This is a genomic window from Micromonospora yangpuensis (assembly GCF_900091615.1).
Lineage (GTDB): Bacteria > Actinomycetota > Actinomycetes > Mycobacteriales > Micromonosporaceae > Micromonospora > Micromonospora yangpuensis.
The window spans coordinates 4528351-4549543 of record NZ_FMIA01000002.1 but is presented as its reverse complement, the minus strand read 5'-3'; the positions used below and the strand labels follow the sequence as shown (position 1 = coordinate 4549543).

Annotated in this window: 18 protein-coding genes and 2 pseudogenes; 19 read left to right on the top strand and 1 reads right to left on the bottom strand. The window is 73.4% G+C overall.

The features are described from left to right. Positions 1–44: 44 nt before the first annotated feature. From GA0070617_RS20495 to GA0070617_RS20405, 19 genes and pseudogenes are all read left to right on the top strand, one after another. Positions 45–1631 (top strand): UDP-N-acetylmuramoyl-L-alanyl-D-glutamate--2,6-diaminopimelate ligase, encoded by a 1587-nt coding sequence (locus tag GA0070617_RS20495; RefSeq protein ID WP_175440602.1) that lies wholly within the window; start codon positions 45–47, stop codon positions 1629–1631. Then, positions 1628–3001 (top strand): annotated as a pseudogene (locus GA0070617_RS20490) (UDP-N-acetylmuramoyl-tripeptide--D-alanyl-D-alanine ligase); the annotation flags it as partial. The gene GA0070617_RS20495 and the pseudogene GA0070617_RS20490, both read left to right, overlap by 4 nt. Before the next feature lie 119 nt (positions 3002–3120). Beyond that, the gene (gene mraY, locus GA0070617_RS20485; protein WP_091441109.1) at positions 3121–4254 is read left to right on the top strand and encodes a phospho-N-acetylmuramoyl-pentapeptide-transferase; all 1134 of its coding nucleotides are present in this window, start codon (positions 3121–3123) and stop codon (positions 4252–4254) included. 273 nt (positions 4255–4527) lie between these two features. After that, positions 4528–5935 (top strand): annotated as a pseudogene (locus GA0070617_RS20480) (FtsW/RodA/SpoVE family cell cycle protein). Next, entirely contained in the window at positions 5935–7041 is a 1107-nt protein-coding gene (gene murG / locus GA0070617_RS20475) for an undecaprenyldiphospho-muramoylpentapeptide beta-N-acetylglucosaminyltransferase (protein ID WP_091441106.1), read from the top strand. Before GA0070617_RS20480 ends, murG begins: the two are co-directional and overlap by 1 nt. A gap of 34 nt (positions 7042–7075) precedes the next feature. After that, entirely contained in the window at positions 7076–8533 is a 1458-nt protein-coding gene (gene murC, locus GA0070617_RS20470) for a UDP-N-acetylmuramate--L-alanine ligase (RefSeq protein ID WP_091441103.1), read from the top strand. Then, entirely contained in the window at positions 8530–9405 is an 876-nt protein-coding gene (locus GA0070617_RS20465) for a cell division protein FtsQ/DivIB (protein WP_091441099.1), read from the top strand. The genes murC and GA0070617_RS20465 overlap by 4 nt, the downstream gene beginning before the upstream one ends. Before the next feature lie 300 nt (positions 9406–9705). After that, the gene (ftsZ, locus tag GA0070617_RS20460; protein WP_091441095.1) at positions 9706–10815 is read left to right on the top strand and encodes a cell division protein FtsZ; all 1110 of its coding nucleotides are present in this window, start codon (positions 9706–9708) and stop codon (positions 10813–10815) included. A 9-nt stretch (positions 10816–10824) separates the two neighbouring features. After that, positions 10825–11571 (top strand): YggS family pyridoxal phosphate-dependent enzyme, encoded by a 747-nt coding sequence (locus GA0070617_RS20455; protein ID WP_091441091.1) that lies wholly within the window; start codon positions 10825–10827, stop codon positions 11569–11571. Positions 11572–11762: 191 nt separating this feature from the next. Beyond that, entirely contained in the window at positions 11763–12476 is a 714-nt protein-coding gene (locus GA0070617_RS20450; protein WP_091441087.1) for a cell division protein SepF, read from the top strand. A gap of 28 nt (positions 12477–12504) precedes the next feature. Continuing rightward, positions 12505–12804, top strand: a complete 300-nt coding sequence (locus GA0070617_RS20445; RefSeq protein ID WP_091441083.1) for a YggT family protein — start codon at positions 12505–12507, stop codon at positions 12802–12804. Positions 12805–12859: 55 nt separating this feature from the next. Beyond that, complete coding sequence (locus tag GA0070617_RS20440; RefSeq protein WP_091441079.1) at positions 12860–13657, top strand: DivIVA domain-containing protein; 798 nt, start codon at positions 12860–12862, stop codon at positions 13655–13657. A gap of 70 nt (positions 13658–13727) precedes the next feature. Further along, complete coding sequence (locus GA0070617_RS20435; RefSeq protein ID WP_091441076.1) at positions 13728–14723, top strand: hypothetical protein; 996 nt, start codon at positions 13728–13730, stop codon at positions 14721–14723. 30 nt (positions 14724–14753) lie between these two features. Continuing rightward, the gene (locus GA0070617_RS20430; protein ID WP_091441073.1) at positions 14754–15044 is read left to right on the top strand and encodes a DUF167 domain-containing protein; all 291 of its coding nucleotides are present in this window, start codon (positions 14754–14756) and stop codon (positions 15042–15044) included. A gap of 336 nt (positions 15045–15380) precedes the next feature. Next, entirely contained in the window at positions 15381–15800 is a 420-nt protein-coding gene (locus GA0070617_RS20425; RefSeq protein ID WP_091441069.1) for a TraR/DksA family transcriptional regulator, read from the top strand. 65 nt (positions 15801–15865) lie between these two features. Further along, positions 15866–16504 (top strand): signal peptidase II, encoded by a 639-nt coding sequence (gene lspA / locus GA0070617_RS20420; protein ID WP_091441066.1) that lies wholly within the window; start codon positions 15866–15868, stop codon positions 16502–16504. 50 nt (positions 16505–16554) lie between these two features. Continuing rightward, a complete protein-coding gene (locus GA0070617_RS20415; protein WP_091446794.1) occupies positions 16555–17433 on the top strand; it encodes an RluA family pseudouridine synthase in 879 nt (292 codons plus the stop codon). A 275-nt stretch (positions 17434–17708) separates the two neighbouring features. After that, complete coding sequence (locus GA0070617_RS20410) at positions 17709–19406, top strand: MinD/ParA family ATP-binding protein (RefSeq protein ID WP_373868314.1); 1698 nt, start codon at positions 17709–17711, stop codon at positions 19404–19406. Positions 19407–19540: 134 nt separating this feature from the next. After that, positions 19541–20524 carry a DUF2567 domain-containing protein gene (locus GA0070617_RS20405; RefSeq protein ID WP_425312214.1) on the top strand — a complete coding sequence of 328 codons (984 nt, stop codon included), beginning with the start codon at positions 19541–19543 and terminating at the stop codon, positions 20522–20524. Here the strand turns inward: GA0070617_RS20405 and GA0070617_RS20400 are convergent. Then, positions 20439–21140: an LON peptidase substrate-binding domain-containing protein gene (locus tag GA0070617_RS20400; protein ID WP_091446792.1), complete on the bottom strand. Its 702-nt coding sequence runs from the start codon at positions 21138–21140 to the stop codon at positions 20439–20441. The two genes, GA0070617_RS20405 and GA0070617_RS20400, sit on opposite strands and share 86 nt — an antisense overlap. Positions 21141–21193: the final 53 nt, after the last annotated feature.

The following is a 21193-nucleotide window of genomic DNA, read 5'->3' as shown; positions in this document are numbered from 1 at the left end:
ATCACGACATCATCGGTTGGTGCGGACGAACCACCGGGGCGGCTGTGCGGTCGGAACCGGACGACCGGGTAGGGTCTGACGCCGTGCCCGGCAATCCACGTCCCCGTAGCGTGCCTCCCGTCCGACTCGGCGACCTCGCCGCCCGGCTCCCGGCGGACGCCTCGCCGGGTGCCCAGCCGGCCCTGGACCCGCAGGTCGCGGACCGGTCGGTGACCGGGGTGACCCACGCCAGCCAGGAGGTCCGCCCCGGCGACCTGTACGCCGCCCTGCCCGGCGCCCGTCGGCACGGCGCGGAGTTCGCCGCCGCCGCGGCGGCGGCCGGCGCGGTGGCGGCGTTGACCGACCCGGCCGGCGCGGCCATGGTCGCCGAGGCCGGCCTGCCGGCCCTGGTGGTCGCCGACCCCCGCGCGGTGCTCGGCGGGCTGGCCTCGGCCGTCTACGGCGACCCCACCGAGGCGTTGACCGTCATCGGGATCACCGGCACCGCCGGCAAGACCTCCACCGCGTACCTGGTCGAGGCGGGACTGCGGGCGGCCGGCCACACCACCGGCCTGATCGGCACCGTCGAGACCCGGCTGGGCGACCTGGTCGTGGCCAGCGCGCGGACCACCCCGGAGGCCACCGACCTGCACGCCATGCTCGCCGCGGCCCGGGAGCGCGGGGTCACCGCCGTGGTCATGGAGGTCTCCAGCCACGCGCTGGCGATGGGCCGGGTCGGCGGGGTCCGCTTCGCCGTCGGCGGGTACACCAACTTCGGCTCGGACCACCTGGACTTCCACGCCGACTCGGCGGACTACTTCGCGGCCAAGGCACAGCTCTTCGACGGGCGCTGCGCGGTCGAGGTGCTCAACCACGACGACCCGGCCTTGCGGGTCCTGTTCACCCCGGCCACGGTCAGCTACTCCGCCGCCGGCGACCCCACCGCCACCTGGTGGGCCGCGGACGTCGACGGCGAGGGGTACGCCCAACGGTTCACCGCGCACGGCCCGGCCGGCCTGGTCCTGCCGGCCCAGGTGGCGCTGCCGGGGCGGCACAACGTGGCCAACGCGCTGCTGGCCGTGGCCATGCTGACCGCCGTCGGGATCGACCCGGCCACCGCGGTGGCCGGAGTGGCCGGCTGTGGTGGCGTACCCGGCCGGTTGGAGCTGGTCGCCACGGCCGGCCCGGTCCGGGGCGTGGTCGACTACGCGCACAAGGCGGACGCGATCGTCGCGGTGCTGGCGGCCCTGCGCGAGCTGAGCGCCGGCCGGCTGATCTGTGTCATCGGTGCCGGCGGCGACCGGGACCGGGGCAAACGCCCGGTGATGGGCGCCGCCGCGGCGGAGGGAGCCGACGTGGTCCTGGTGACCGACGACAACCCGCGTACCGAGGACCCGGCGGCGATCCGCGCCGAGGTGCTCGCCGGGGCGTACCAGGCCGGCACGCCGGCCCGGATCATCGAGGTGCCGGGCCGCCGGGCGGCCATCGACGAGGCGGTCCGGCTGGCCGAGCCGGGGGACGTGGTGGCGCTGCTCGGCAAGGGCCACGAGCGGGGGCAGGAGATCGCCGGCGAGGTCCAGCCCTTCGACGACCGGACCGAGCTGGCCGACGCGCTGCGGGCCCGCTTCGGTGACCTGGCGGGTCGCCGATGATCCCGCTGAGCCTCACCGAGATCGCCACCGCCGTCGGTGGCCGGCTGGTCGCCGCCGACCCGCAGACCCGGGTCACCGCGACGGTGGAGTTCGACTCCCGCAAGGTCACCCCGGGGGCGCTCTTCGTCGCCTTCCCCGGCGAGCAGGTCGACGGGCACGACTACGCCGGGGTCGCGGTCGCGGCCGGCGCGGTGGCCGTGCTCGGCACCCGCGAGGTGCCCGGCGTGCCGATGGTGCTTGTCGACGACGCGCTGCCGGCGCTGGGCCGGCTGGCCCGCGCGGTGGTCGACCGGCTGCCCGGCCTGACCGTGGTGGGGCTGACCGGCTCCTCCGGCAAGACCTCCACCAAGGACCTGATCGCCCAGCTCACGGCCCGCCTCGGGGAGACCGTGGCACCGCCCGGATCGTTCAACAACGAGCTGGGGCACCCGTACACCGCGCTGCAGGCCGGGCCGGCCACCCGCTTCCTGGTCCTGGAGAAGGGCGCCCGCGGGGTGGGGCACGTGCGGTACCTGTGCGAGGTGGTGCCGCCGCGGATCGCGGTGGTGCTCAACGTCGGGGTGGCGCACATCGGCGAGTTCGGCTCCCGGGAGACCATCGCCCTGGCCAAGGGGGAGCTGGTCGAGGCGTTGCCCGCCGACGGGCTGGCCGTGCTCAACGCCGACGATCCGCTGGTGGACGCGATGGCGACGCGGACCGGGGCGCGGGTGGTCCGCTACGGCGAGGCGGCGCACGCCGACGTCCGGGCCGAGGACGTCAGCTTCGACGAGCGGGGGCGGCCGGCGTACACGCTGGTGACCCCGGAGGGCAACGCGCCGGTACGGCTCGGGCTGACCGGTCGGCACCAGGTCTCCAACAGCCTCGCCGCCGCGGCGGTGGCCCGGGAGTTGGGGATGCCGGTGACCGAGGTGGCCGAGGCCCTCGGTGAGCTGCGGCTGGTCTCCACCCGCCGGATGGACGTCTTCGAACGGTCCGACGGGGTGACCGTGATCGACGACTCCTACAACGCCAACCCGGCCTCGATGGCGGCGGCGCTGCGGGCGTTGGCCGACCTGGCCCGTGGCCGGCGCGGGGTCGCGGTGCTCGGGTACATGGCCGAGCTGGGTCCGTTCGAGCGGGACGGGCATCTGGAGGTCGGCCGGCTCGCGGCCGACCTGGGCGTCGACCGGTTGCTCGTGGTGGGTGACCAGGCGGCGCCGATCCACGAAGGGGCGACAGCGGTAAGTGACTGGGGAGGAGAGTCGGTGTTGCTCACCGATCAGGCGGCGGCCGTCGAGGTGCTGCGCAGCGAGCTACGGGCCGGGGACGTGGTCCTGGTGAAGGGCTCCCGGTACCGCACCTGGGAGGTGGTCGACGCGCTGCGCGCCGACGGCACCGACGCCCTGCGTGCCGAGAGCGGCACCGACGCCCTGCGTGCCGAGAGCGGCACCGACGCCTTGCGTGCCGAGAGCGGCACCGACGCCGCGGTCACCCGTGGGGGTGGCACCGCATGAGGGCGGTCATCGTCGCCATCGGGGTGGCCTTCCTGGTCTCCCTGTTCTGCACCCCCATCGCGATCAAGGTGTTCACCCGGCTCAAGGCGGGGCAGCCGATCCGGACCGACGGTCCGCAGATGCACCAGGGCAAGAAGGGCACCCCGACCATGGGCGGGGTGGTCTTCATCCTCGCCACGGTCATCGCGTACGTCGCCGGTCACCTGGCCCTGACCACCCTGCCGGACGCGCAGATCGCCCAGGTCGAGCCGACCATCACCGCGCTGGTGCTGCTGGGGCTGATGGTCTTCTGCGGCGCGGTCGGCTTCATCGACGACTTCCTGAAGGTCCGCAAGCGGCACAGCGGCGGGCTGAGCGCCCGGGGCAAGCTGCTCGGGCAGATCCTGGTCGGTGCGGTCTTCGGTGTCGTCGCGCTCTACTTCCCGAGCACCATGACCGACGCCAGCGGCACGCTCACCAACACCGAGACGGTGGGCAGCACCACGCTGAGCTTCATCCGGGACATCCCGGTGCTGGACGTCACCAAGATCGGCGCGGTGATCATCTTCATCTTCGTCGTGATGGCCTCGACCAACGGGGTGAACCTCACCGACGGCCTGGACGGCCTGGCCACCGGCGCCTCGGTGATGGTGCTCGCCGCGTACGCCCTGATCGCGTTCTGGCAGTACCGGCACTGGTGCGCCGACCCGACGTACACCGCCAACCCGAACAACTACTGCTACACGGTCCGGGATCCGCTGGAGATCGCCCTGATCGCCGGGGCGGCGGCCGGGGCCTGTGTGGGCTTCCTGTGGTGGAACACCTCCCCGGCCCGGATCTTCATGGGTGACACCGGTGCCCTCGGTCTGGGCGGGCTGATCGCCGGGATGGCGATGTCCACCCGCACGATCATGCTGCTGCCGATCATCGGTGGCCTCTTCGTGATCATCACCATGTCCGTGGTGATCCAGATCATCTCCTTCAAGACCACCGGCAAGCGGGTCTTCCGGATGTCGCCCCTACAGCACCACTTCGAGCTGGCCGGGTGGAGCGAGGTCAACATCGTGGTCCGGTTCTGGATCATCGCCGGGATCGGCGTGGCGATCGCGCTCGGCCTGTTCTACAGCGACTTCCTCGCCAACATGGGCTGACCCGCACCACCCCCTCCCCGCGCCGGGCCCGCCGCGCCCGCTGGTTGTTAGGAAGGGCCCCCTGCACAACAGAATGCGATAACAGGGGGCCCTTCCTTACGGCTTCGACACGCCGAGTCGGGCGTTGGGCGGGTGGCGGGTCGGTCCAGCGGCGATGATGGGCAGGTGGGGGAGGACCGAGGCTCCGGCGGAGCGACCGAGGTACAGCAGCGGGCGGGGACGGGGCGGAGCGCTGATCCGCCGGCGTCGCCGCGCGGGCTGGCCGTGGGCCCGCTGGCGGCGCTGCGGGGGCTGCTGTCCCGGCCGCTGGCCTCCTACTACCTGCTGATCTCCAGCGCCGGCCTGCTGCTGGTGATCGGTCTGACCATGGTCTTCTCCGCCACCAGCGTCACCGAGTACGCCACCGGCGGCAACGCCTTCGCCGCGCTGTCGAAGCAGGCCCTCTTCGCGGTGATCGGGATCGTCGCGTTCTGGGCCTGCCAGCGGCTGCCCGCCCGCACCTACCGGGCGCTGGGCCGGCCGGCCCTGGCGGTCGCGGTCGGCCTGCTGGTCCTGCTCAACCTGCTGCTGGTGGTGGCCCGCCTCACCGGCCAGGAGTCGGCCAGCTTCGGTCCGCTGGAGGCCCGGCTGCTCTGGCTGTTCATCGGCGGCTTCCAGGTGCAGCCCAGTGAGTTGGCCAAGTTCGCCCTGGTGCTCTGGGGGGCGCACGTGATCGCCCGTAAGGGCGCGGCGCTGGGCTGGTGGCGGGAGCTGGCCACCCCGCTGTTCCCGGTGGTCGCCCTGCTCTTCGTCCTGGTCGGCTACAACGACGTCGGCACCATGCTGATCCTGCTCGCGGTGGTGGTCGGGCTGCTCTGGGCGGCCGGTGTGCGGGCGCGGGTCTTCGCCGTGCTGTCGGTGGTCGGGCTGGCCGGCATCGGTCTGCTGATCGCCGCCGCCTCGCTCGGCGCCGGCTCCGGCGAACGCGGAGAGACGAACTACCGGCTGGCCCGGCTCACCTACTTCATCAGCCCGCCCGACGAGTGTTTCGAGGGCTACTGCTACCAGATCGGCCAGGGGCGCAACGCCATCGACAACGGCGGCTGGTTCGGGGTGGGGCTGGGCAAGAGCGTCCTGAAGTGGGACTGGCTGCCCGAGGCCCGCAACGACTTCATCTTCGCCATCGTCGCCGAGGAGCTGGGGGTGGTCGGCTGTGCGGTGATCCTCGGCCTGTTCGCGGTGCTGGCCTACACCGGACTGCGGATCGCCCGGCGGGTCGACGACCCGTTCCGCCGGCTCGCCGCCGCGGCGGCGACCACCTGGCTGGTCAGTCAGGCGGTGATCAACATCGGTGGGGTGGTCGGGCTGCTGCCGATCACCGGGGTGCCGCTGCCGTTCATCTCCGAGGGGGGAAGTGCCCTGGTCGTGACGCTGGCCGCGATCGGGATGCTGGCCTCGTTCGCCCGCGCCGAGCCCGACGCCGCCCGAGCCCTGCACGCCCGTCCGACGGCCAGATGGGTCCGACTACTCTGGGCCCCGTTGCCGCCGCTTCCCGGTGGACGTCGCCGGCCGGCGACGCCGCCGGCTGCCCGTGGGTCCGTACCCCGGTCGCGAGCGCGGCGGGAGGACAGACCGGGCCGCGCCGCACGCCGCCCGGCCGACCCGGAGGGGCGCCGGGGCGGCGACTGAGAGGAGACGTTGATGGGTCCGCTGCGTTCGGTGGTACTCGCGGGAGGTGGCACGGGGGGGCACATCTACCCGTTGCTCGCCTTCGCCGACTGCCTGCGCCGGCACGACCCCGGCGTCCGGATCACCTGCCTGGGCACACCGAAGGGCCTGGAGAACGAGCTGATCCCGCCGCAGGGCTACGACCTGCGCCAGATCCCGGCCTACCAGCTGCCCCGGTCGGTCAACCTGAACCTGGTCAAGACCCCGGGTCGGATGTGGACGGCGGCCCGCGCGGCGGGCAAGGTGATCGACGAGGTCCAGGCCGACGCCGTGGTCGGCTTCGGCGGGTACGTCTCGGTGCCGGCGTACCTGGCCGCCTGGCGGCGCGAGCTGCCGATCGTGATCCACGAGGTGAACGTCCCACCGGGGGTGGCCAACCGGCTCGGCATGCGGTTCACCAACCACGTGGCGGTGGGTTTCCCGCACCAGCCGCAGCAGGCCGAGGCGCTGCGTGACGCCCGGGTGGTCGGGGTGCCGCTGCGCCGGGGCATCGCCGGGCTGGACCGGGCCCGGCACGCCGCCGCCGCGCGGGCCCACTTCGGACTCCGCCCGGACCTGCCGACCCTCTTCGTCGCCGGTGGCTCGCAGGGCGCCCGCTCGATCAACCTGGCGGTCTCCGGGGCGGCCAAGGAGTTGGCCCGCAACGGCATCCAGGTGCTGCACGTGATCGGCGCCCGCAACGAGCCGGTGCCGGTCCCCACCGACCTGCCGGTGCCGTACGTGACCCTGCCGTACCTGTCCGAGATGGAGGCCGGCTACGCCGCGGCCGACCTGATGCTGGGCCGGGGCGGCGCGATGACCTGCGCCGAGGTGGCCGCGATCGGGCTGCCCACCATCTACGTGCCGTACCCGCACAGCAACCAGGAGCAGAAGCGCAACGCGCTGCCCGTGGTGGAGGCCGGTGGTGGGCTGCTGGTCGATGACGCGGAGCTGACCCCGGACTGGGTGGAGCGTACGGTCGTCCCCCTGGTCCGGGACCCGCAGCGACTGGCCGCGATGGGCGCGGCGGCGGCGGCGTACGGGCGGCGCGACGGCGACGAGGCGCTGCTGAACTTCGTCTACGAGGCGGTGAACCGGTGAACGCCGGGCCGGCCGCGACGGGAAGGTACCTCTGATGAACACCGCGCAGTTCACTCCGGCCGGCACGCTGACCGCCGAGGACCTCGGGGCGATCCACCTGATCGGGGTGGGCGGGGTCGGCATGGCCGGCCTGGCCCGGCTCTTTCTCACCCGGGGCCTGCCGGTCTCCGGCAGCGAGCTGCGGGAGTGGCCCTCGCTGGCCGGGATGCGGGCGCTGGGCGGCACCATCCACATGCGCCACGAGGCGGCCAACCTGGACGGGGTGGACACCGTCATCTACTCCACCGCCATCCCGCAGGACCACCTGGAGCTGGTCGAGGCCCGGCGGCGAGGGCTGCGGGTGCTGCACCGCTCGGAGGCCCTGGCCGCGGCGATGACCGGCCGGCGGGCGGTGGCGGTGGCCGGCACCCACGGCAAGACCAGCACCACCTCGATGGTGACCATGGTCCTGCAGCGGGCCGGCCAGGACCCGTCCTTCGTCATCGGCGGGGAGATCTCCGAGGTGGGCTCCGGGGCGCACCACGGCACCGGCGAGTACTTCGTGGTGGAGGCCGACGAGAGTGACCGGTCCTTCCTGATCTACCGCCCGTACGTCTCGGTCATCACCAACGTCGAGGCCGACCACCTCAACACCTACGGCGACCTGGCCACCCTGGAGGCCGCGTTCGCCGACTTCGCCCGGCTCACCGACCCCGACGGGTACGTGGTGACCTGCGCCGACGACCCGGGCGCCCAGCGGTTGGCGGCGACCCTGCGGGCCGAGGGCCGGCGGGTGTACACCTACGGCGAGGCGCCCGACGCCGACCTGCGCCTGACCGAGCTGGCCTCGTCCGCCCGGGGGGTGCGGTACCTGGCCGAGATCGACGGCCGGTCGCTGGGCGAGCTGCGGATGCCGGTGCCCGGCCGGCACATGGCGCTCAACAGCGCCGCCGCGGTGCTCACCGCGTACCTGCTGGGGTTGCCGGTCGAGGCGGCCGAGGCCGCGCTCGGTGCGTTCCCCGGGGTGCGGCGGCGCTTCGAGCGCAAGGGCGTGGCCGACGGTGTGCTGGTCTACGACGAGTACGCCTACCACCCGACCTCGATGACGCTGGCCCTGCAGACGCTGCGGGAGGTGGCCGCCGACGGTCGGTTGATCGTGGTCTTCCAGCCCTACCGGCTGTACCGCACCCGGGACCTGCAGGCGGAGATCGCCGCCGCGCTGGGCATCGCCGACGAGTTGGTGCTGCTGGAGGTCTTCGGCCCCGGTGAGCTGCGGCAGCCGGGCCAGGGGTCGGCGGCGCTGATCGAGGCGGTGCCGTTGCCGGCCGAGCGGAAGGTCTTCGTGGACTCCTGGGACGACGTCCCGGTGGAGGTGGCCCGGCGGGCCCGCCCCGGCGACGTGGTGGTGACCATGGGCGCGCCACCGATCTCGCTGATGGGCGACGAGTTGCTGGCGGCCCTGCAGGCCCGGGCCGGGGAGGTCGTCGACCCGCCGGCGTCCACCCTCGGATGAGTTCCGGGCCGGCCCGGGGCCGCGCGGGCGGCTCCGACGGTGGTGGCCGGCGCGGTCCGGACGCCGCTGGTCGCCGGGGCCGCCCCACCCCGGACGCCGGTGGCGGCCGGCGCGGACCGCACCGCCGCTGGCAGTTGGTGCGCGCCGGTTCCGACGCGGTGCCGGCGTCCACCCGGCGGTTCATGGCCCGCGCCCGGCAGCGTCGGGTCCGGGCGGCGTTGCCCTGGGCGGTCGCGGCCGGGGTGCTCACCCTGGCCGCACTGGTGGCCTGGACGCTGCTCGGCACCGGCCTGTTCGGGGTACGCGAGGTCCGGGTGGTCGGTGCCGACCTGGTGACCCCGGTCGAGGTACGCGACGCGGTGGCGGTGCCGGACGACACGCCGTTGGCCCGGGTGGACCTGACCGCCACGGCGGCCCGGGTCGGCGCCTTGGCGCCGGTCGAGCGGGCCACGGTGTCCCGGGACTGGCCGGGCACCCTGGTCGTGCGGGTGGTGGAGCGCACCGGGGTGGCCGTGGTGCCGCAGGGCGACGGGTTCGTGGTGATCGACCGTTCGGGGGTGGTCTTCCGCTCGGTGGCCCAGCCTCCGGCCGGCCTGCCGGTGGTCCGGGTGGTGCGGCCGGGGCCGGCCGATCCGGGCACCCGGGCCGCCCTGGCGGTGCTCGCGGTGCTCACCCCGGAGCTGCGGGAGCGCCTGCTCGACGTGCGGGTCGAGGGGCTGGCCCGGATCAGCCTGGGGTTGCGCGACGAGCGGACCGTCTTCTGGGGCGACGCCACCCGGGGCACGGAGAAGTCCCGGGTGGCCACCGCGCTGCTCGGTCAGCCGGCCGAGCGGGTCGACGTCAGCGCGCCGGACGTGGTGACGGTCAAGTGAGTCACCGGTCAGCCGGGCAGCCCGTTCGGGCCGCTCCGGGGCAGGTCGCGGCTGCGCGTTCGGCCCGCGCCGGGACGAGTCGCGGCTCCGCGGGGCGACACGCCGGTCAGGTCCTTGGCTCCTGGCGCGGCGGCGCTTACGTTGCCCCGAAGAGAATCAGTGGTTGACATAACTCTAAGCCTCTAGTAGAGGGTGAGGGTTAACCCTGATCCTCCACGTGGGGCAGCTGTCGTCGACCACGGGTGCGGCTCCGCCGTACCCGGTCGAGCGAAGGCCAATCTCGAAGGGAAAGGACCGGAGATGACACCTCCGCACAACTATCTGGCGGTCATCAAGGTCGTCGGCATCGGTGGCGGCGGCGTCAACGCCGTCAACCGCATGATCGAGGTTGGGCTCAAGGGCGTCGAGTTCATCGCGATCAACACCGATGCGCAGGCGCTGCTGATGAGTGACGCCGACGTCAAGCTGGACGTCGGCCGCGAACTGACCCGGGGGCTCGGCGCCGGCGCCAACCCGGACGTGGGCAAGAACGCCGCGGAGGACCACCGCGACGAGATCGAGGAGGTGCTCAAGGGCGCCGACATGGTCTTCGTCACCTGCGGTGAGGGTGGCGGCACCGGCACCGGTGGCGCGCCGGTGGTGGCGAACATCGCCCGTAAGCTCGGCGCGCTGACCATCGGCGTGGTGACCCGGCCGTTCTCGTTCGAGGGCAAGCGCCGCCAGGTGCAGGCCGAGTCCGGGATAGACGAGCTGCGCAACCAGTGCGACACGCTGATCGTCATCCCCAACGACCGGCTGCTGGCCCTGGGTGACCGCAACATCAGCATGATGGACGCGTTCCGCACCGCCGACCAGGTGCTGCTCTCCGGTGTCCAGGGGATCACCGACCTGATCACCACGCCCGGCCTGATCAACCTGGACTTCGCCGACGTCAAGAGCGTGATGAGCGGGGCCGGCAGCGCGCTGATGGGCATCGGCAGCGCCCGGGGCGAGAACCGGGCCGTCGAGGCGGCCGAGGCGGCCATCTCCAGCCCGCTGCTGGAGCAGAGCATGGACGGGGCGCGCGGGGTGCTGCTCTCCATCGCCGGCGGCTCCGACCTGGGCCTGTTCGAGATCAACGACGCGGCGCAGCTGGTCACCGACGCGGCCCACCCGGACGCCAACATCATCTTCGGGGCGGTCATCGACGACGCGCTCGGTGACGAGGTGCGGGTCACCGTGATCGCCGCCGGTTTCGACGGTGGGGTGCCGGCGTACAAGACCGCCGAGCCGCCCCGCAAGACCAACCAGAACCAGCCGGCTCCGCCGAGCACGCCGCCGCCGGCCACCATGTCGCCACCCACCCAGTCGCCGCGTCGGGTGCTCTTCGACGACGTCGACGTGCCGGACTTCCTCAAGAACGGATCCTGAGCGGCGTCGATGACCGACAAGGACAGCACGGTACGGCCCGACCGGCGGGCCGAACTCGCCGCCGGGCTGGCCCGGGTCAGGACCCGGATCGCCGACGCCTGCGCCGCCGCGGGCCGGGACCGCGACACGGTCACCATGATCGCGGTCACCAAGACGTACCCGGTCGACGACGTGCTGGCGTTGGCCGGCCTCGGGGTGCACGACCTGGGGGAGAACCGTGACCAGGAGGCGGCCGGCAAGGCCGCCGAGGTCGCGGCGGCCGGGGTACGTCCCCGCTGGCACTTCGTCGGTCAGTTGCAGCGCAACAAGTGCCGCTCGGTGGTCCGCTACGCCGACGTGGTCCACTCGGTCGACCGGGTCCGGTTGGTGGGTGCGCTCGCCACCGCCTCGGCGGCGGCACGGGACCGGCCACTGGACGTCCTGCTGCAGGTGAGCATCGACGCCGACCCGGACCGGGGCGGGGCCGTGCCGGACTCCGCCGATCCGGACACCGGGCTGGGGCCGGTGGCCGAGGCGGTGGCGGCGGCGCCGGCGCTGCGGCTGACCGGGTTGATGGCGGTGGCCCCGCTGGGCTGGGCACCGGAGCGGGCGTTCAGCCGGTTGGCCGAGGTCGCCGCGGCGTTCCGGGCGGACCATCCGGAGGCCACCGCGCTCTCCGCCGGGATGAGCGGTGACCTGGAGATCGCGATCGCCCACGGCGCGACACAGGTCCGCGTCGGTAGCGCGTTGCTCGGAATGCGTCCCACGCTGCGGTAGCCTGGCTGCGGGAGAATAAATTACATCGCTGTTGTTTACGGAACGGCTTCCCATTGTCCGGGGGCACGGCGGGCGGGACGCGAACCGCACGCCGGGGACGGTCGTTCCGCTCTGGTGGACACCCGTTGTCCACTCGCGACATGCGACACGGCATGGGGGCACGTGCCGCACGGCGGACGGAAGGGCGCGGGATGGGTGCACTGCGCAAGGCGGGGGTCTGGCTCGGTCTGGTGGAAGAGGACGACGAGCGGCCCTACGACGACGGTGGCTACGAGAAGGGCGGCTACCGTGACTCGCGGTACCGGCAGAGCCGGTATGCCGAGGAGTTCGCCGACGAGGACGACGACGAGGCCGACGAGCCGCCCGCGCCGCGACCGCGCGCCGGTGAGCGGGGCCGGCTCGCCGAGCGGTCCACCGCGCGTGCCCTGGACGGCGAACGGGCCGACACCGACCGGCCGGAGCGCCCCGAACGCCCGGAGCGGCTCGACCGGGCCAGCGTGCGTTCCATCACCCGGCCGGGTGGCGGCGAGAACTCCGGCGGCCTGAGCTACCACACCCGGGACAACCTCGCCCTGGCTCCGCAGGCCCAGGCCCGAGAGCGGGCGCCGGTGGTCGAGGAGGAGCAGCGCTACCAGATCACCACCCTGCACCCCACCACGTACCGGGAGGCGCGCACCATCGGTGAGCACTTTCGCGACGGGGTGCCGGTGATCATCAACCTCACCGAGATGGATGAGTCGGACGCCCGCCGTCTGGTGGACTTCGCCGCCGGTCTGGCGTTCGGGCTGCGCGGTACGATCGAGCGCGTGACCAATCGGGTGTTCCTGCTCTCACCGGCCAACGTCCAGGTCACCGCAGAAGACAAGGCCAAGATCGCCGAGGGCGGGTTCTTCAGCCTCAGTTAGATCACCCGACCGAGGGACGTCGCCTACCGTGTTGTCGATCCTGCTCCAAGTCCTTTATCTGATCCTCTATGTCTTCCTGCTCCTTCTTCTGTCCCGGTTTGTCCTGAGCGCGGTGCTCCAGTACGGGCGCCGCTGGCAGCCGGGTCGGGGTGCCTCGGCGGGACTGGAATCCGTGTGGAGCGTCACTGATCCACCCCTCAAGGCGTTGAGGCGTGTGATCCCTCCCTTGCGAATTGGTACCGTGAGCATCGACCTGGCCTCCCTTGTGCTCCTGGTTATCCTGTTCGTGCTGATGGAGTTCGTGTTGAAGCGGCTGATCCTCGGGTGAAGCAGACCCGCAGGTCCAGCCCGCTACGCGGCCGCAACTGACCCGAGGAGTTTCGATGCCGCTGACCCCGGCCGACGTGCACAACGTCGCCTTCAAAAAGCCGCCGATTGGCAAGCGGGGGTACGACGAGGAGGAGGTCGACGCCTTCCTGGACGAGGTCGAGCGCGAGCTCGCCCGTCTGATAGAGGAGAACAACGAGCTGCGCGCCCAGGTGGAGCGCGGTGGCCGTGGAGCGCCCGCCGGTCCCGGCGGTGACGCGCGCCTCGCGGCCGAGCTGAACGACGTCAAGGCCCAGCTCGACCGGGTGCAGCGTGACAAGGCCGCCGCCGAGCAGGCCGCCCGCGCGATGCAGGCCGAGCTGGAGCAGGTCCGCTCCGCCGGTGGGCCGGCCGTCACCGGTGACGGTGAGCAGCAGGCGCTGCGGGTGCTGATGATGGCCCAGCGCACCGCCGACGACCACGTCTCCGACGCCCGTCGCGAGGCCGACTCGCTGCTCTCCGAGGCCCGTTCCAAGGCCGAGGAGGTCACCCGGGAGGCCCGGGCGAAGGCCGACGCGCTGGAGCGGGACGCCCGCCAGCGGCACCAGGAGGCCATGGGTGGCCTGGACGCCAAGCGGACCGCGTTGAGCAAGCACATCGAGGAGCTCAAGCAGTTCGAGCGGGAGTACCGGACCCGGCTCAAGTCCTACCTGGAGAGCCAGTTGCGTGACCTCGACGGTCGCGGGCAGAGCGTCGAGGCCGAGTTGACCCGGGCCGACGGCAGCCGGGCGGTCGGCGGTGGCAACGGTCTCGCCGCGGCCGGTCTCGCCGGCTCCTACGGCGGTCGCGCCGGCGCACTCGAATCCGGTCGCTGATCCACCGGTCGACGGCCGCCGGAGCGCGGCCGTCGACCACCGAGCCGGCCCGACGCGGCGGGGGTGAGCTTTGTTAGTCGCCAGTCTGCTGCTCATCCTGCTCGCGGTGGCGTTGCTGGTGGTCGGCCTGGCCGGCAGCTCCAGTGCGCTGTTGGTCACCTCGATCGCGGCCAGCCTGTTGGCCGCCGTCGCGTTGGTGGCTGGTGCCCGCCAGGCGGTCGCTGCCCGCGCGTCGACGGACCGGGCGTCCCCGGTGCCCCCCGGCGGTCCGCCCGCCGAGGACGCCGTCGAGCCGGAACCGCCGGAGTACGCCGTACCGGAACGGGCGGTCGACCACGACCCGGTCGGCCCTGGGCCGTTCGGGCGGGGCCCGCAGCCGGTCGACACCGATGACCTCGGGTGGCGGCAACCACCCGATCTCCCGATGGCCGACCCCGGTCCGGTCCCGGCCGACCCGAGCCCCTGGTCGGCCGACGTCGACCGCGAGCCGTGGGCGGTCGGGGACGAGGCCTGGTCGAGCCGTGCCGCGTCCGACCAACCGTGGCCGGACGACGTCGACGTCACGCCGGGCCGGCCGGCTGCCGGCCCGGCGGCACCGGCGGGTGTGGTCGCCCCCGTACCGAGGTCGGGTGACGACGATCTGTCGGCGTACCCCGATCCGTCGGCCGCCCACGCCGTCCCGACCAGTGGTGCGGGCCCGGCCAGCGGTGCCGGTCCCGCCGGCGACAGCACCGCGCTGACCGGCGACACCGCGCTTACCGACGCTGCCGCCCTGGTCGACGACGCCGCGCTGGCCGAGGCCGCCGGGTTGGCCGGCCTCGACACGCTGGCGGACGAGCCGGACGCCCAACCGGTCAGCCTCGCCGACTCCGCGCTGGTGGCCCGGCTGCACGTCGAGGTGCGGGTGGTCGACGGCCGACCCCGCTACCATCTGGCCGACTGTCCGCACCTGGTCGATCGGGAGTCCGAGGAGTTGGCGGTCTCCGAGGCCGTCGAGCTGGGCTTCACCCCGTGCGGTCTCTGCTGCCCGGACACCGTCCTGCTCGCCGCCGCCGAGCCGTACTGAGCGCAGCACCCGGTGGCTCCCGTCGACGACATGTTCACCATCGCCGTACGGGTGAAACCGGGTGCCTCCCGGACCCGGGTCGGCGGTCGGTTCGACGGTCCCCACGGACCGGCCCTGGTGGTCGCGGTGCACGCCCGGGCGGTGGACGGCCGGGCCACCGAGGCCGCCCGGCGGGCCCTGGCCGACGCGTGCGGCGTACGGCCGGCGGCGGTGTCCCTGCGCACCGGCGCCGCCAGCCGGGACAAGCTCTTCCGCGTCGACCGTCCACCGGCCGGACTGCCCGAGCTGGTGTCCCGCCTCAGGGACGGATCCCCGCCGTAAGCCGGACACCGGCTCGGACTGTCCCGCCGGGGGACGTCGACCGTGGTCGGCCGGCGCCCGACCGGTTGGTCCGCTGGTTCGGCGAGTACGCCGCCGACCAGGACAAACAGCTGCTAGCGTACTTTTTGCCCCGATGAGGGGTTAATCGCGGCGGGATCGCGGTGAGCCGGTTCGGCACGTTGTCGTAACAGGCCTACGTTCCGTATTCTTGCCAACCTCCGGAGTACGCGGCCGTCGTGCCGCGTGCCCCTTTTCGTACCCGGGGGACATGCCTGACCGGCGTGGCCCCGCAGGCACCGCCGACCGCTGCGGACTCCGCGGCCGAGGGAGCTGACGATGGCGAAGCCAGCCGACACCCGGACTGCCGGCCGCAAGCCGGTGGCGAAGCCCACCCGCAGCACCGCGGAGACCGAGAAGATCCGGGCGGCCCTGGCGGCACGCCGCGACGAGCTGCGCGCCGAGTACGATCAGACGCTGAGCGAGATCACCGAGCTGCAGCGCGACCGGCTGACCGACTCGGCCGGCGACGACCAGGCCGACACCGGGACGAAGACGTTCGAGCGGGAGCAGGAGATCTCTCTCGCCAACAGCATCAAGGAGCGGATCACGCAGGTCGAACGGGCCCTGGAGCGACTCGACGAGGGCCACTACGGCTGGTGCGAGCGGTGCGGCAACCCGATCCCGGTGGAGCGGCTTGCCGCCTTCCCGTCGGCCACCCTCTGCGTGAGCTGCAAGCAGCTGGAGGAGCGGCGCTGACACCGCTCCCCGGCAGCCGGTACCACCGGTGACCGGTCACCGCCGAGAGTGTCGATGGGGAGCAGATGAGCGCAGCACCGCCCGCCGGGTCATCCAACGCTGAGCCGGCGGGTGGCAGAGCCCGTCGCGCAGCGGTGGGGACCCTCTTCGGCCTCGGCCTGTTCCTGCTCGTCGCCGACCAGCTCACCAAGCACTGGGCGTTGGCGGCCCTGCAGGACCGGGAGCCGATACGGTTGCTCGGCGGCGCCATCTACCTCACCCTGGTCCGCAACAGCGGGGCGGCCTGGGGGCTGGGCGGCGACTACACCTGGATCTTCCCGGTGATCACCATGGGGGTGGTGGTCTGGATCGGGTGGATGGCGCTGCGGCTGCGGTCGCTGCCCTGGGCGGTCTCGCTCGGTCTGGTGCTGGGCGGGGCCCTGGGTAACCTGGGTGACCGGATCTTCCGCGCGCCCGGGCACTTCCTCGGTCACGTGGTCGACATGATCAGCCCGTTCCATCCGTACGGGCAGGTCTTTCCGGTGTTCAACCTGGCCGACAGCGCCCTGGTCTGCGGGGTGATCCTGGCGGTGCTGCTGGAGTTGACCGGCCGGCAGCGCGACGGCACCCGGATCAGCGGCGGCGGCCGGACCACCGACACCGAGACCGACAGCGATGACGACCGGAGCCCGGCGGGCCCGGCCCAGGAGCGGGGGCGCGCGTGAGCACCTATCGTGACCAGCGTTCCCTGCCGGTGCCGGACGGCCTGGACGGGATGCGCCTGGACCAGGCGGTGTCCCGGCTGCTCGGGTTCTCCCGGACGGCCGCCGCGGCCCTGGTCGACGCGGGCGACGCCCTGGTCGACGGGGTCACCCGGCCGAACTCGCACAAGGTCAAGGCCGGTTCCTGGCTGGAGGTGACCCTGCCCGCCCCGGTCGCCGCGCCGAGTGTGGTGCCGCAGGCGGTGCCCGGCCTGCGCGTGGTCCACGCCGACGACGACATCGTGGTGGTCGACAAGCCGGTCGGCGTCGCCGCCCACCCCAGCCCCGGCTGGACCGGGCCGACGGTCATCGGCGGGCTCGCCGCGATCGGCCACACCATCGCGACCAGCGGCGCCGCCGAGCGGCAGGGGGTGGTGCACCGGCTCGACGTCGGCACCACCGGGATCATGGTGGTGGCCAAGAGCGAGTCGGCGTACAGCGCGCTGAAACGGGCCTTCAAGTACCGCGAGGTGGACAAGCAGTACCACGCGGTGGTGCAGGGGCACCTGGATCCGCTGCGCGGCACCATCGACGCCCCGATCGACCGCCACCCCACCCACGACTACCGCTGGGCGGTGGTCTCCGACGGCAAGCCCAGCGTCACCCACTACGACACCATCGAGGCGTTCCCGGCGGCGAGCCTGCTGCAGGTACGCCTGGAGACCGGTCGGACCCACCAGATCCGGGTGCACTTCTCCACCCTGCGGCACCCGTGTGTGGGAGACATCACCTACGGCGCCGACCCCACCCTCTCCGCCCGGCTGGGACTCAGCCGGCAGTGGCTGCACGCGCGCGCCCTGAGCTTCGTGCATCCGGGTACCGGCGAGCAGGTGACCTTCGTCAGCGACTACCCCGCCGACCTCGACCAGGCCCTCGACGTCCTGCGTGACTAGCCAGGTGGCCGGCCACGTGGTGGACGGGGCATCCCGTAGCGTGGTCGGTTCGTGGCTGGCGGTGCCCGCCGCGTGGTGCCGCCGGCCGGGTTGAAGGACCAGTTCCAGGGGGTTGAACGGCCCTGTCCACCTCGGCTGATGGGCCGAGCGGCGGTTCGGCCGTACGTCGGGGGGACAGCTCGTCCACGGGGGAAGGTGCGCGGACCGGTGTGGCCCGAATAGGGTTTGGTTCGTAGCCTGTCAGGCGGGATCCGATGGTGCTGGGAGGGCGAGCCGTGGACGGCAGCGAGACCGGCTGGGGTCGGCCGGCCGAACCAGCACCGCGTTGGCGGGCGCTGCTCGACCGCGCCCGACTCGGTGGTCGCCATGCCGAGCCGGAGACCGACCACCGCGCCGACGAGCCGGCCGTCGCGCCGGAACCGTTGCCCCGACGCGGTTCCGGCAACGGCTACGGTGGCCGGTCCGATGCCGGCCCGCCCGCGGAGCGGGGTCACCCGGCGGAGCCGACCTACCGCGCGCAGCCGCCGCAGCGGGCCGAGCCCAGCTACCGACCGGACCCGTCGTACCGGTCGGACCGGTCCTACCCGTCCGACCCGTCCTACCGGTCGGACCCGTCGTACCAGTTGGATCCGTCGTACCAGCTTGATCCGTCGTACCGGCCGGAGCGTCCGCACCAGCCGGAGCCCGGCCACCGGGGCGAGCCGTCGTACCGTTCGGAGGCGTCCCGGGGCGAGGCGCTGTCCCGGCGGGAGCGGACGTCGGGCCTCGACGCGTCCCGGGCCGGACCGTCGTACCGCCCCGACCCGTCGCCGGCCGATCCGCCGGTCCGGGACGGGGCGGCCGAGTCCCGCTACGCCCTGCTGGACAACGGCTACCGCCCGGAACCGCCGGTGGAGTCCCGGTACGCCCTGCTGGACAACGGGTACCGGCAGCGCGCCTACCAGGCCCCGGTGCCACCCGCACCGGCGCCGCCCTCGGCGACTCCGCCTCAGCCGCTGTCGACACCTCAGCCCCCGGCCGCACCGGCACCGCCGCCCCCGGCCGTGGCACCGCCCCCGGCTGCGCCACCGTCCCCGTCCGCGCCCCAGTCGGCGGGGGCGGCGGTGGTGGGTGAGCGAGGTTATCCGGCCCCCCGCATCGAGTGGCGTGCACAGAGTGCCGAGAGCGAGGTGGACCGGGCCGCCGGTGTGCTGCGCCGGGACCTCGGCACCCCACGGGTGCTGGCCTTCGCCAACCCGAAGGGCGGGGTGCACAAGACCACCGCCACCGTGCTGGCCGCGGCGACCGTGGGCAGCGTGCGGGGCCGTGGTGTGCTCGCCTGGGACGACAACGAGCTGCGGGGCACCCTCGGCTTGCGCGCCGGCAGCGCCCGGCACGCCCGGACCATCCGGCACCTGGTCACCGACCTGGCCCAGATCGAGATCCTGGACGGCGCTCCGCTGCTGGAGCAGCTGGACGACTACCTCCGCCACGCCTCCGACGGTTCGTACGACGTGCTGGCGGGGGAGGAGAGTCCCCGGTTCGCCCAGCGGCTCGACAAGTACACCGTCAAGCGGGTGCTGGAGCTGCTGCGGCGTACCCACGACGTGGTCTGTGTGGACACCGGAAACAACGTGGAGAGCCCGAACTGGCGCACCGTGATGCAGGCCGCCGACCAGTTGGTGGTCACCACGGTGCCCCGGGAGGATGCCGCGTTCAGCGCCGACTGGATGCTGGACCTGCTGCACGAGGTGGGCATGGGCGAGCTGGCCGACAACGCGGTCACCCTGATCTCGTGTCCGACCCCGGGGCGCTCCACCCTGCAGACCGACCTGGAGCGGCACTTCGCCACCCGGACCAGGGCGGTCGCCGTGGTGCCGTACGACCCGGCCCTGGAGACCGGTTCGTCGATCGAATACCACCAACTCCAGCCGGAGACCCGGCAGGCCTGGCTGCGGGCCGCCTCGGTGATGCTGGAGCCCTTCGCGCACTGACCCGCAGGGACCTGGCGTCGGTGTCGGTCACCGGGGATCCGGGGAACTCGGTGGCCTGAGAGGATCACGAGGTGAGTCCGGCTACTTTCGACCCCGATCGTCGGGTGCCGCCCGTCGACCCGGCCGGCGCCCCGCTGCCGTCGGCCGCCGATCCGCCCTCCGCCGCTCCGGCTTCCGCCGATCCGCCCTCCGCCGCTCCGGCTTCCGCCGATCCGCCCTCCGCCGCTCCGGCTTCCGCCGATCCGCCCTCCGCCGCTCCGGCTTCCGCCGATCCGCCCTCCGCCGCTCCGGCTTCCGCCGATCCGCCCTCTGCCGCTCCGGCTTCTGCCGCTCCGTCGGCCGCTGATCCGTCGGCCGCCGCCGTGCCGGGCGGGGGTGTGGGTGGTTACCCGCCGGGCGTGCCCGGGGCGTACCGGAGCTGGCTGGAGCTGCGCTTCGACGAGCCACGGTTGCCGCTGCGGCGCGTCGTCGGGCTGGTCGGGGCGGTGGTGGCCGGGCTGACCCTGCTCGGCGTACCGCTCGGGCTGCTCTGGGCCCGGCTGGCCCCCGCCACTCCGGTGATCAAGACAGCGCAGGGTGCGATCTACGCCGAACCGCAGCCGGAGCAGCCGATCGCCGCCGACGGCTGGTTCAGCCTGCTCGCGCTCGGCCTCGGGATACTCGCCGCGATCGGGCTGTGGTTCCTGCTGCGCCGCCTGCGTGGCCCGGCGGGCCTGGTCGCGTTGACCGTGGGCGGCATCGGTGCCGCCCTGGTGGCGTGGCAGGTGGGGCGGCGTATCGGCTGGTCGACCTACCAGCGGTTGCTGGCCGAGGCGCCGGCGGGGCAGGCCTTCGAACGGCCGGTCGACCTGCGAGCCGGCGGGGTGGAGCGGGTGCTCGGGGTGCTGCCCGTGCCGTACGGCAACGTACTGCTTGTCGCGTTCGGCGCGGCGGTGACGTACACCCTGCTGGCCGGCTGGTCGCGGTGGCCGTCCCTGCACCCGGAGCCGGAGCCCCCGCTCTGGTCGGGTGGGCCGGGTGGGGTGGACCAGGTCAGTTGGGGGTCGGTGGCGCCGCCAGCTCCGACAACGGCACCGGAACCGCCCGGACCTGGCGCAGCAGAGCCGCCTCGCGGTTGAGCAGCCGCAGCTCGGCCCGGAGCCGGGCGGCGGTGTCGTCGATGGCGAGCAGCTCCTGCCGGTCGCCCACGGTCAGTGCCGCGGTGGCCGCCACCAGGTGTGACAGCACGGTGGGATCCTCCGGCAGCTGCTCGGAGAGCTCCTCGTCCTCGGCGCGGACCAGGGTGAGGTACTGCCGGAAGACCGCGATCACCCGGGCGGCGAGCAGGGCGGTGGACTCGTCCGGGCCGGTCGGCTCGGGCAGCCACTCCACCTCGGCGGTCAGGTAAGGCGCCGACCGGCCGTCCACGTCACGCAGCCGGAACCGGCGACGCCCCACGGTGACCAGGTCGAAGCCGCCGTCGGGCAGCTCGGTGACCTGGCGCACCTCGGCGGTGCAGCCCACCTCGTGCAGGCTCACGTCCGGGTTGGCCAGCGCCGCACCACCCGGCCCGCTGGCGGCGACCTCCCAGCCGGCCCGGATCGCCACCACGCCGAACTCCCGGGGCTGACCCTCGGGCAGCTCGACCAGGTGCCGGACCAGGGCGCGGTAGCGCTCCTCGAAGATGTGCAGCGGCAGCACCAGGCCGGGGAAGAGCACCGTCCCGAGCGGGAACACCGGCAGCCGAGCAGTCACGCTGTCGAGCCTAGCCCGCGCGATCGAGAGCGACGTGGCCCGGCTCACGCGTC

What these genes read in the sequence shown, in the direction of transcription:
- mraY (WP_091441109.1), top strand. Translation starts at nt 3,121, where the DNA reads ATGAGGGCGGTCATCGTCGCCATCGGGGTGGCCTTCCTGGTCTCCCTG.
- murG (WP_091441106.1), top strand. Translation starts at nt 5,935, where the DNA reads ATGGGTCCGCTGCGTTCGGTGGTACTCGCGGGAGGTGGCACGGGGGGG.
- murC (WP_091441103.1), top strand. Translation starts at nt 7,076, where the DNA reads ATGAACACCGCGCAGTTCACTCCGGCCGGCACGCTGACCGCCGAGGAC.
- GA0070617_RS20465 (WP_091441099.1), top strand. Translation starts at nt 8,530, where the DNA reads ATGAGTTCCGGGCCGGCCCGGGGCCGCGCGGGCGGCTCCGACGGTGGT.
- ftsZ (WP_091441095.1), top strand. Translation starts at nt 9,706, where the DNA reads ATGACACCTCCGCACAACTATCTGGCGGTCATCAAGGTCGTCGGCATC.
- GA0070617_RS20455 (WP_091441091.1), top strand. Translation starts at nt 10,825, where the DNA reads ATGACCGACAAGGACAGCACGGTACGGCCCGACCGGCGGGCCGAACTC.
- GA0070617_RS20450 (WP_091441087.1), top strand. Translation starts at nt 11,763, where the DNA reads ATGGGTGCACTGCGCAAGGCGGGGGTCTGGCTCGGTCTGGTGGAAGAG.
- GA0070617_RS20440 (WP_091441079.1), top strand. Translation starts at nt 12,860, where the DNA reads ATGCCGCTGACCCCGGCCGACGTGCACAACGTCGCCTTCAAAAAGCCG.
- GA0070617_RS20430 (WP_091441073.1), top strand. Translation starts at nt 14,754, where the DNA reads ATGTTCACCATCGCCGTACGGGTGAAACCGGGTGCCTCCCGGACCCGG.
- GA0070617_RS20425 (WP_091441069.1), top strand. Translation starts at nt 15,381, where the DNA reads ATGGCGAAGCCAGCCGACACCCGGACTGCCGGCCGCAAGCCGGTGGCG.
- lspA (WP_091441066.1), top strand. Translation starts at nt 15,866, where the DNA reads ATGAGCGCAGCACCGCCCGCCGGGTCATCCAACGCTGAGCCGGCGGGT.
- GA0070617_RS20415 (WP_091446794.1), top strand. Translation starts at nt 16,555, where the DNA reads ATGCGCCTGGACCAGGCGGTGTCCCGGCTGCTCGGGTTCTCCCGGACG.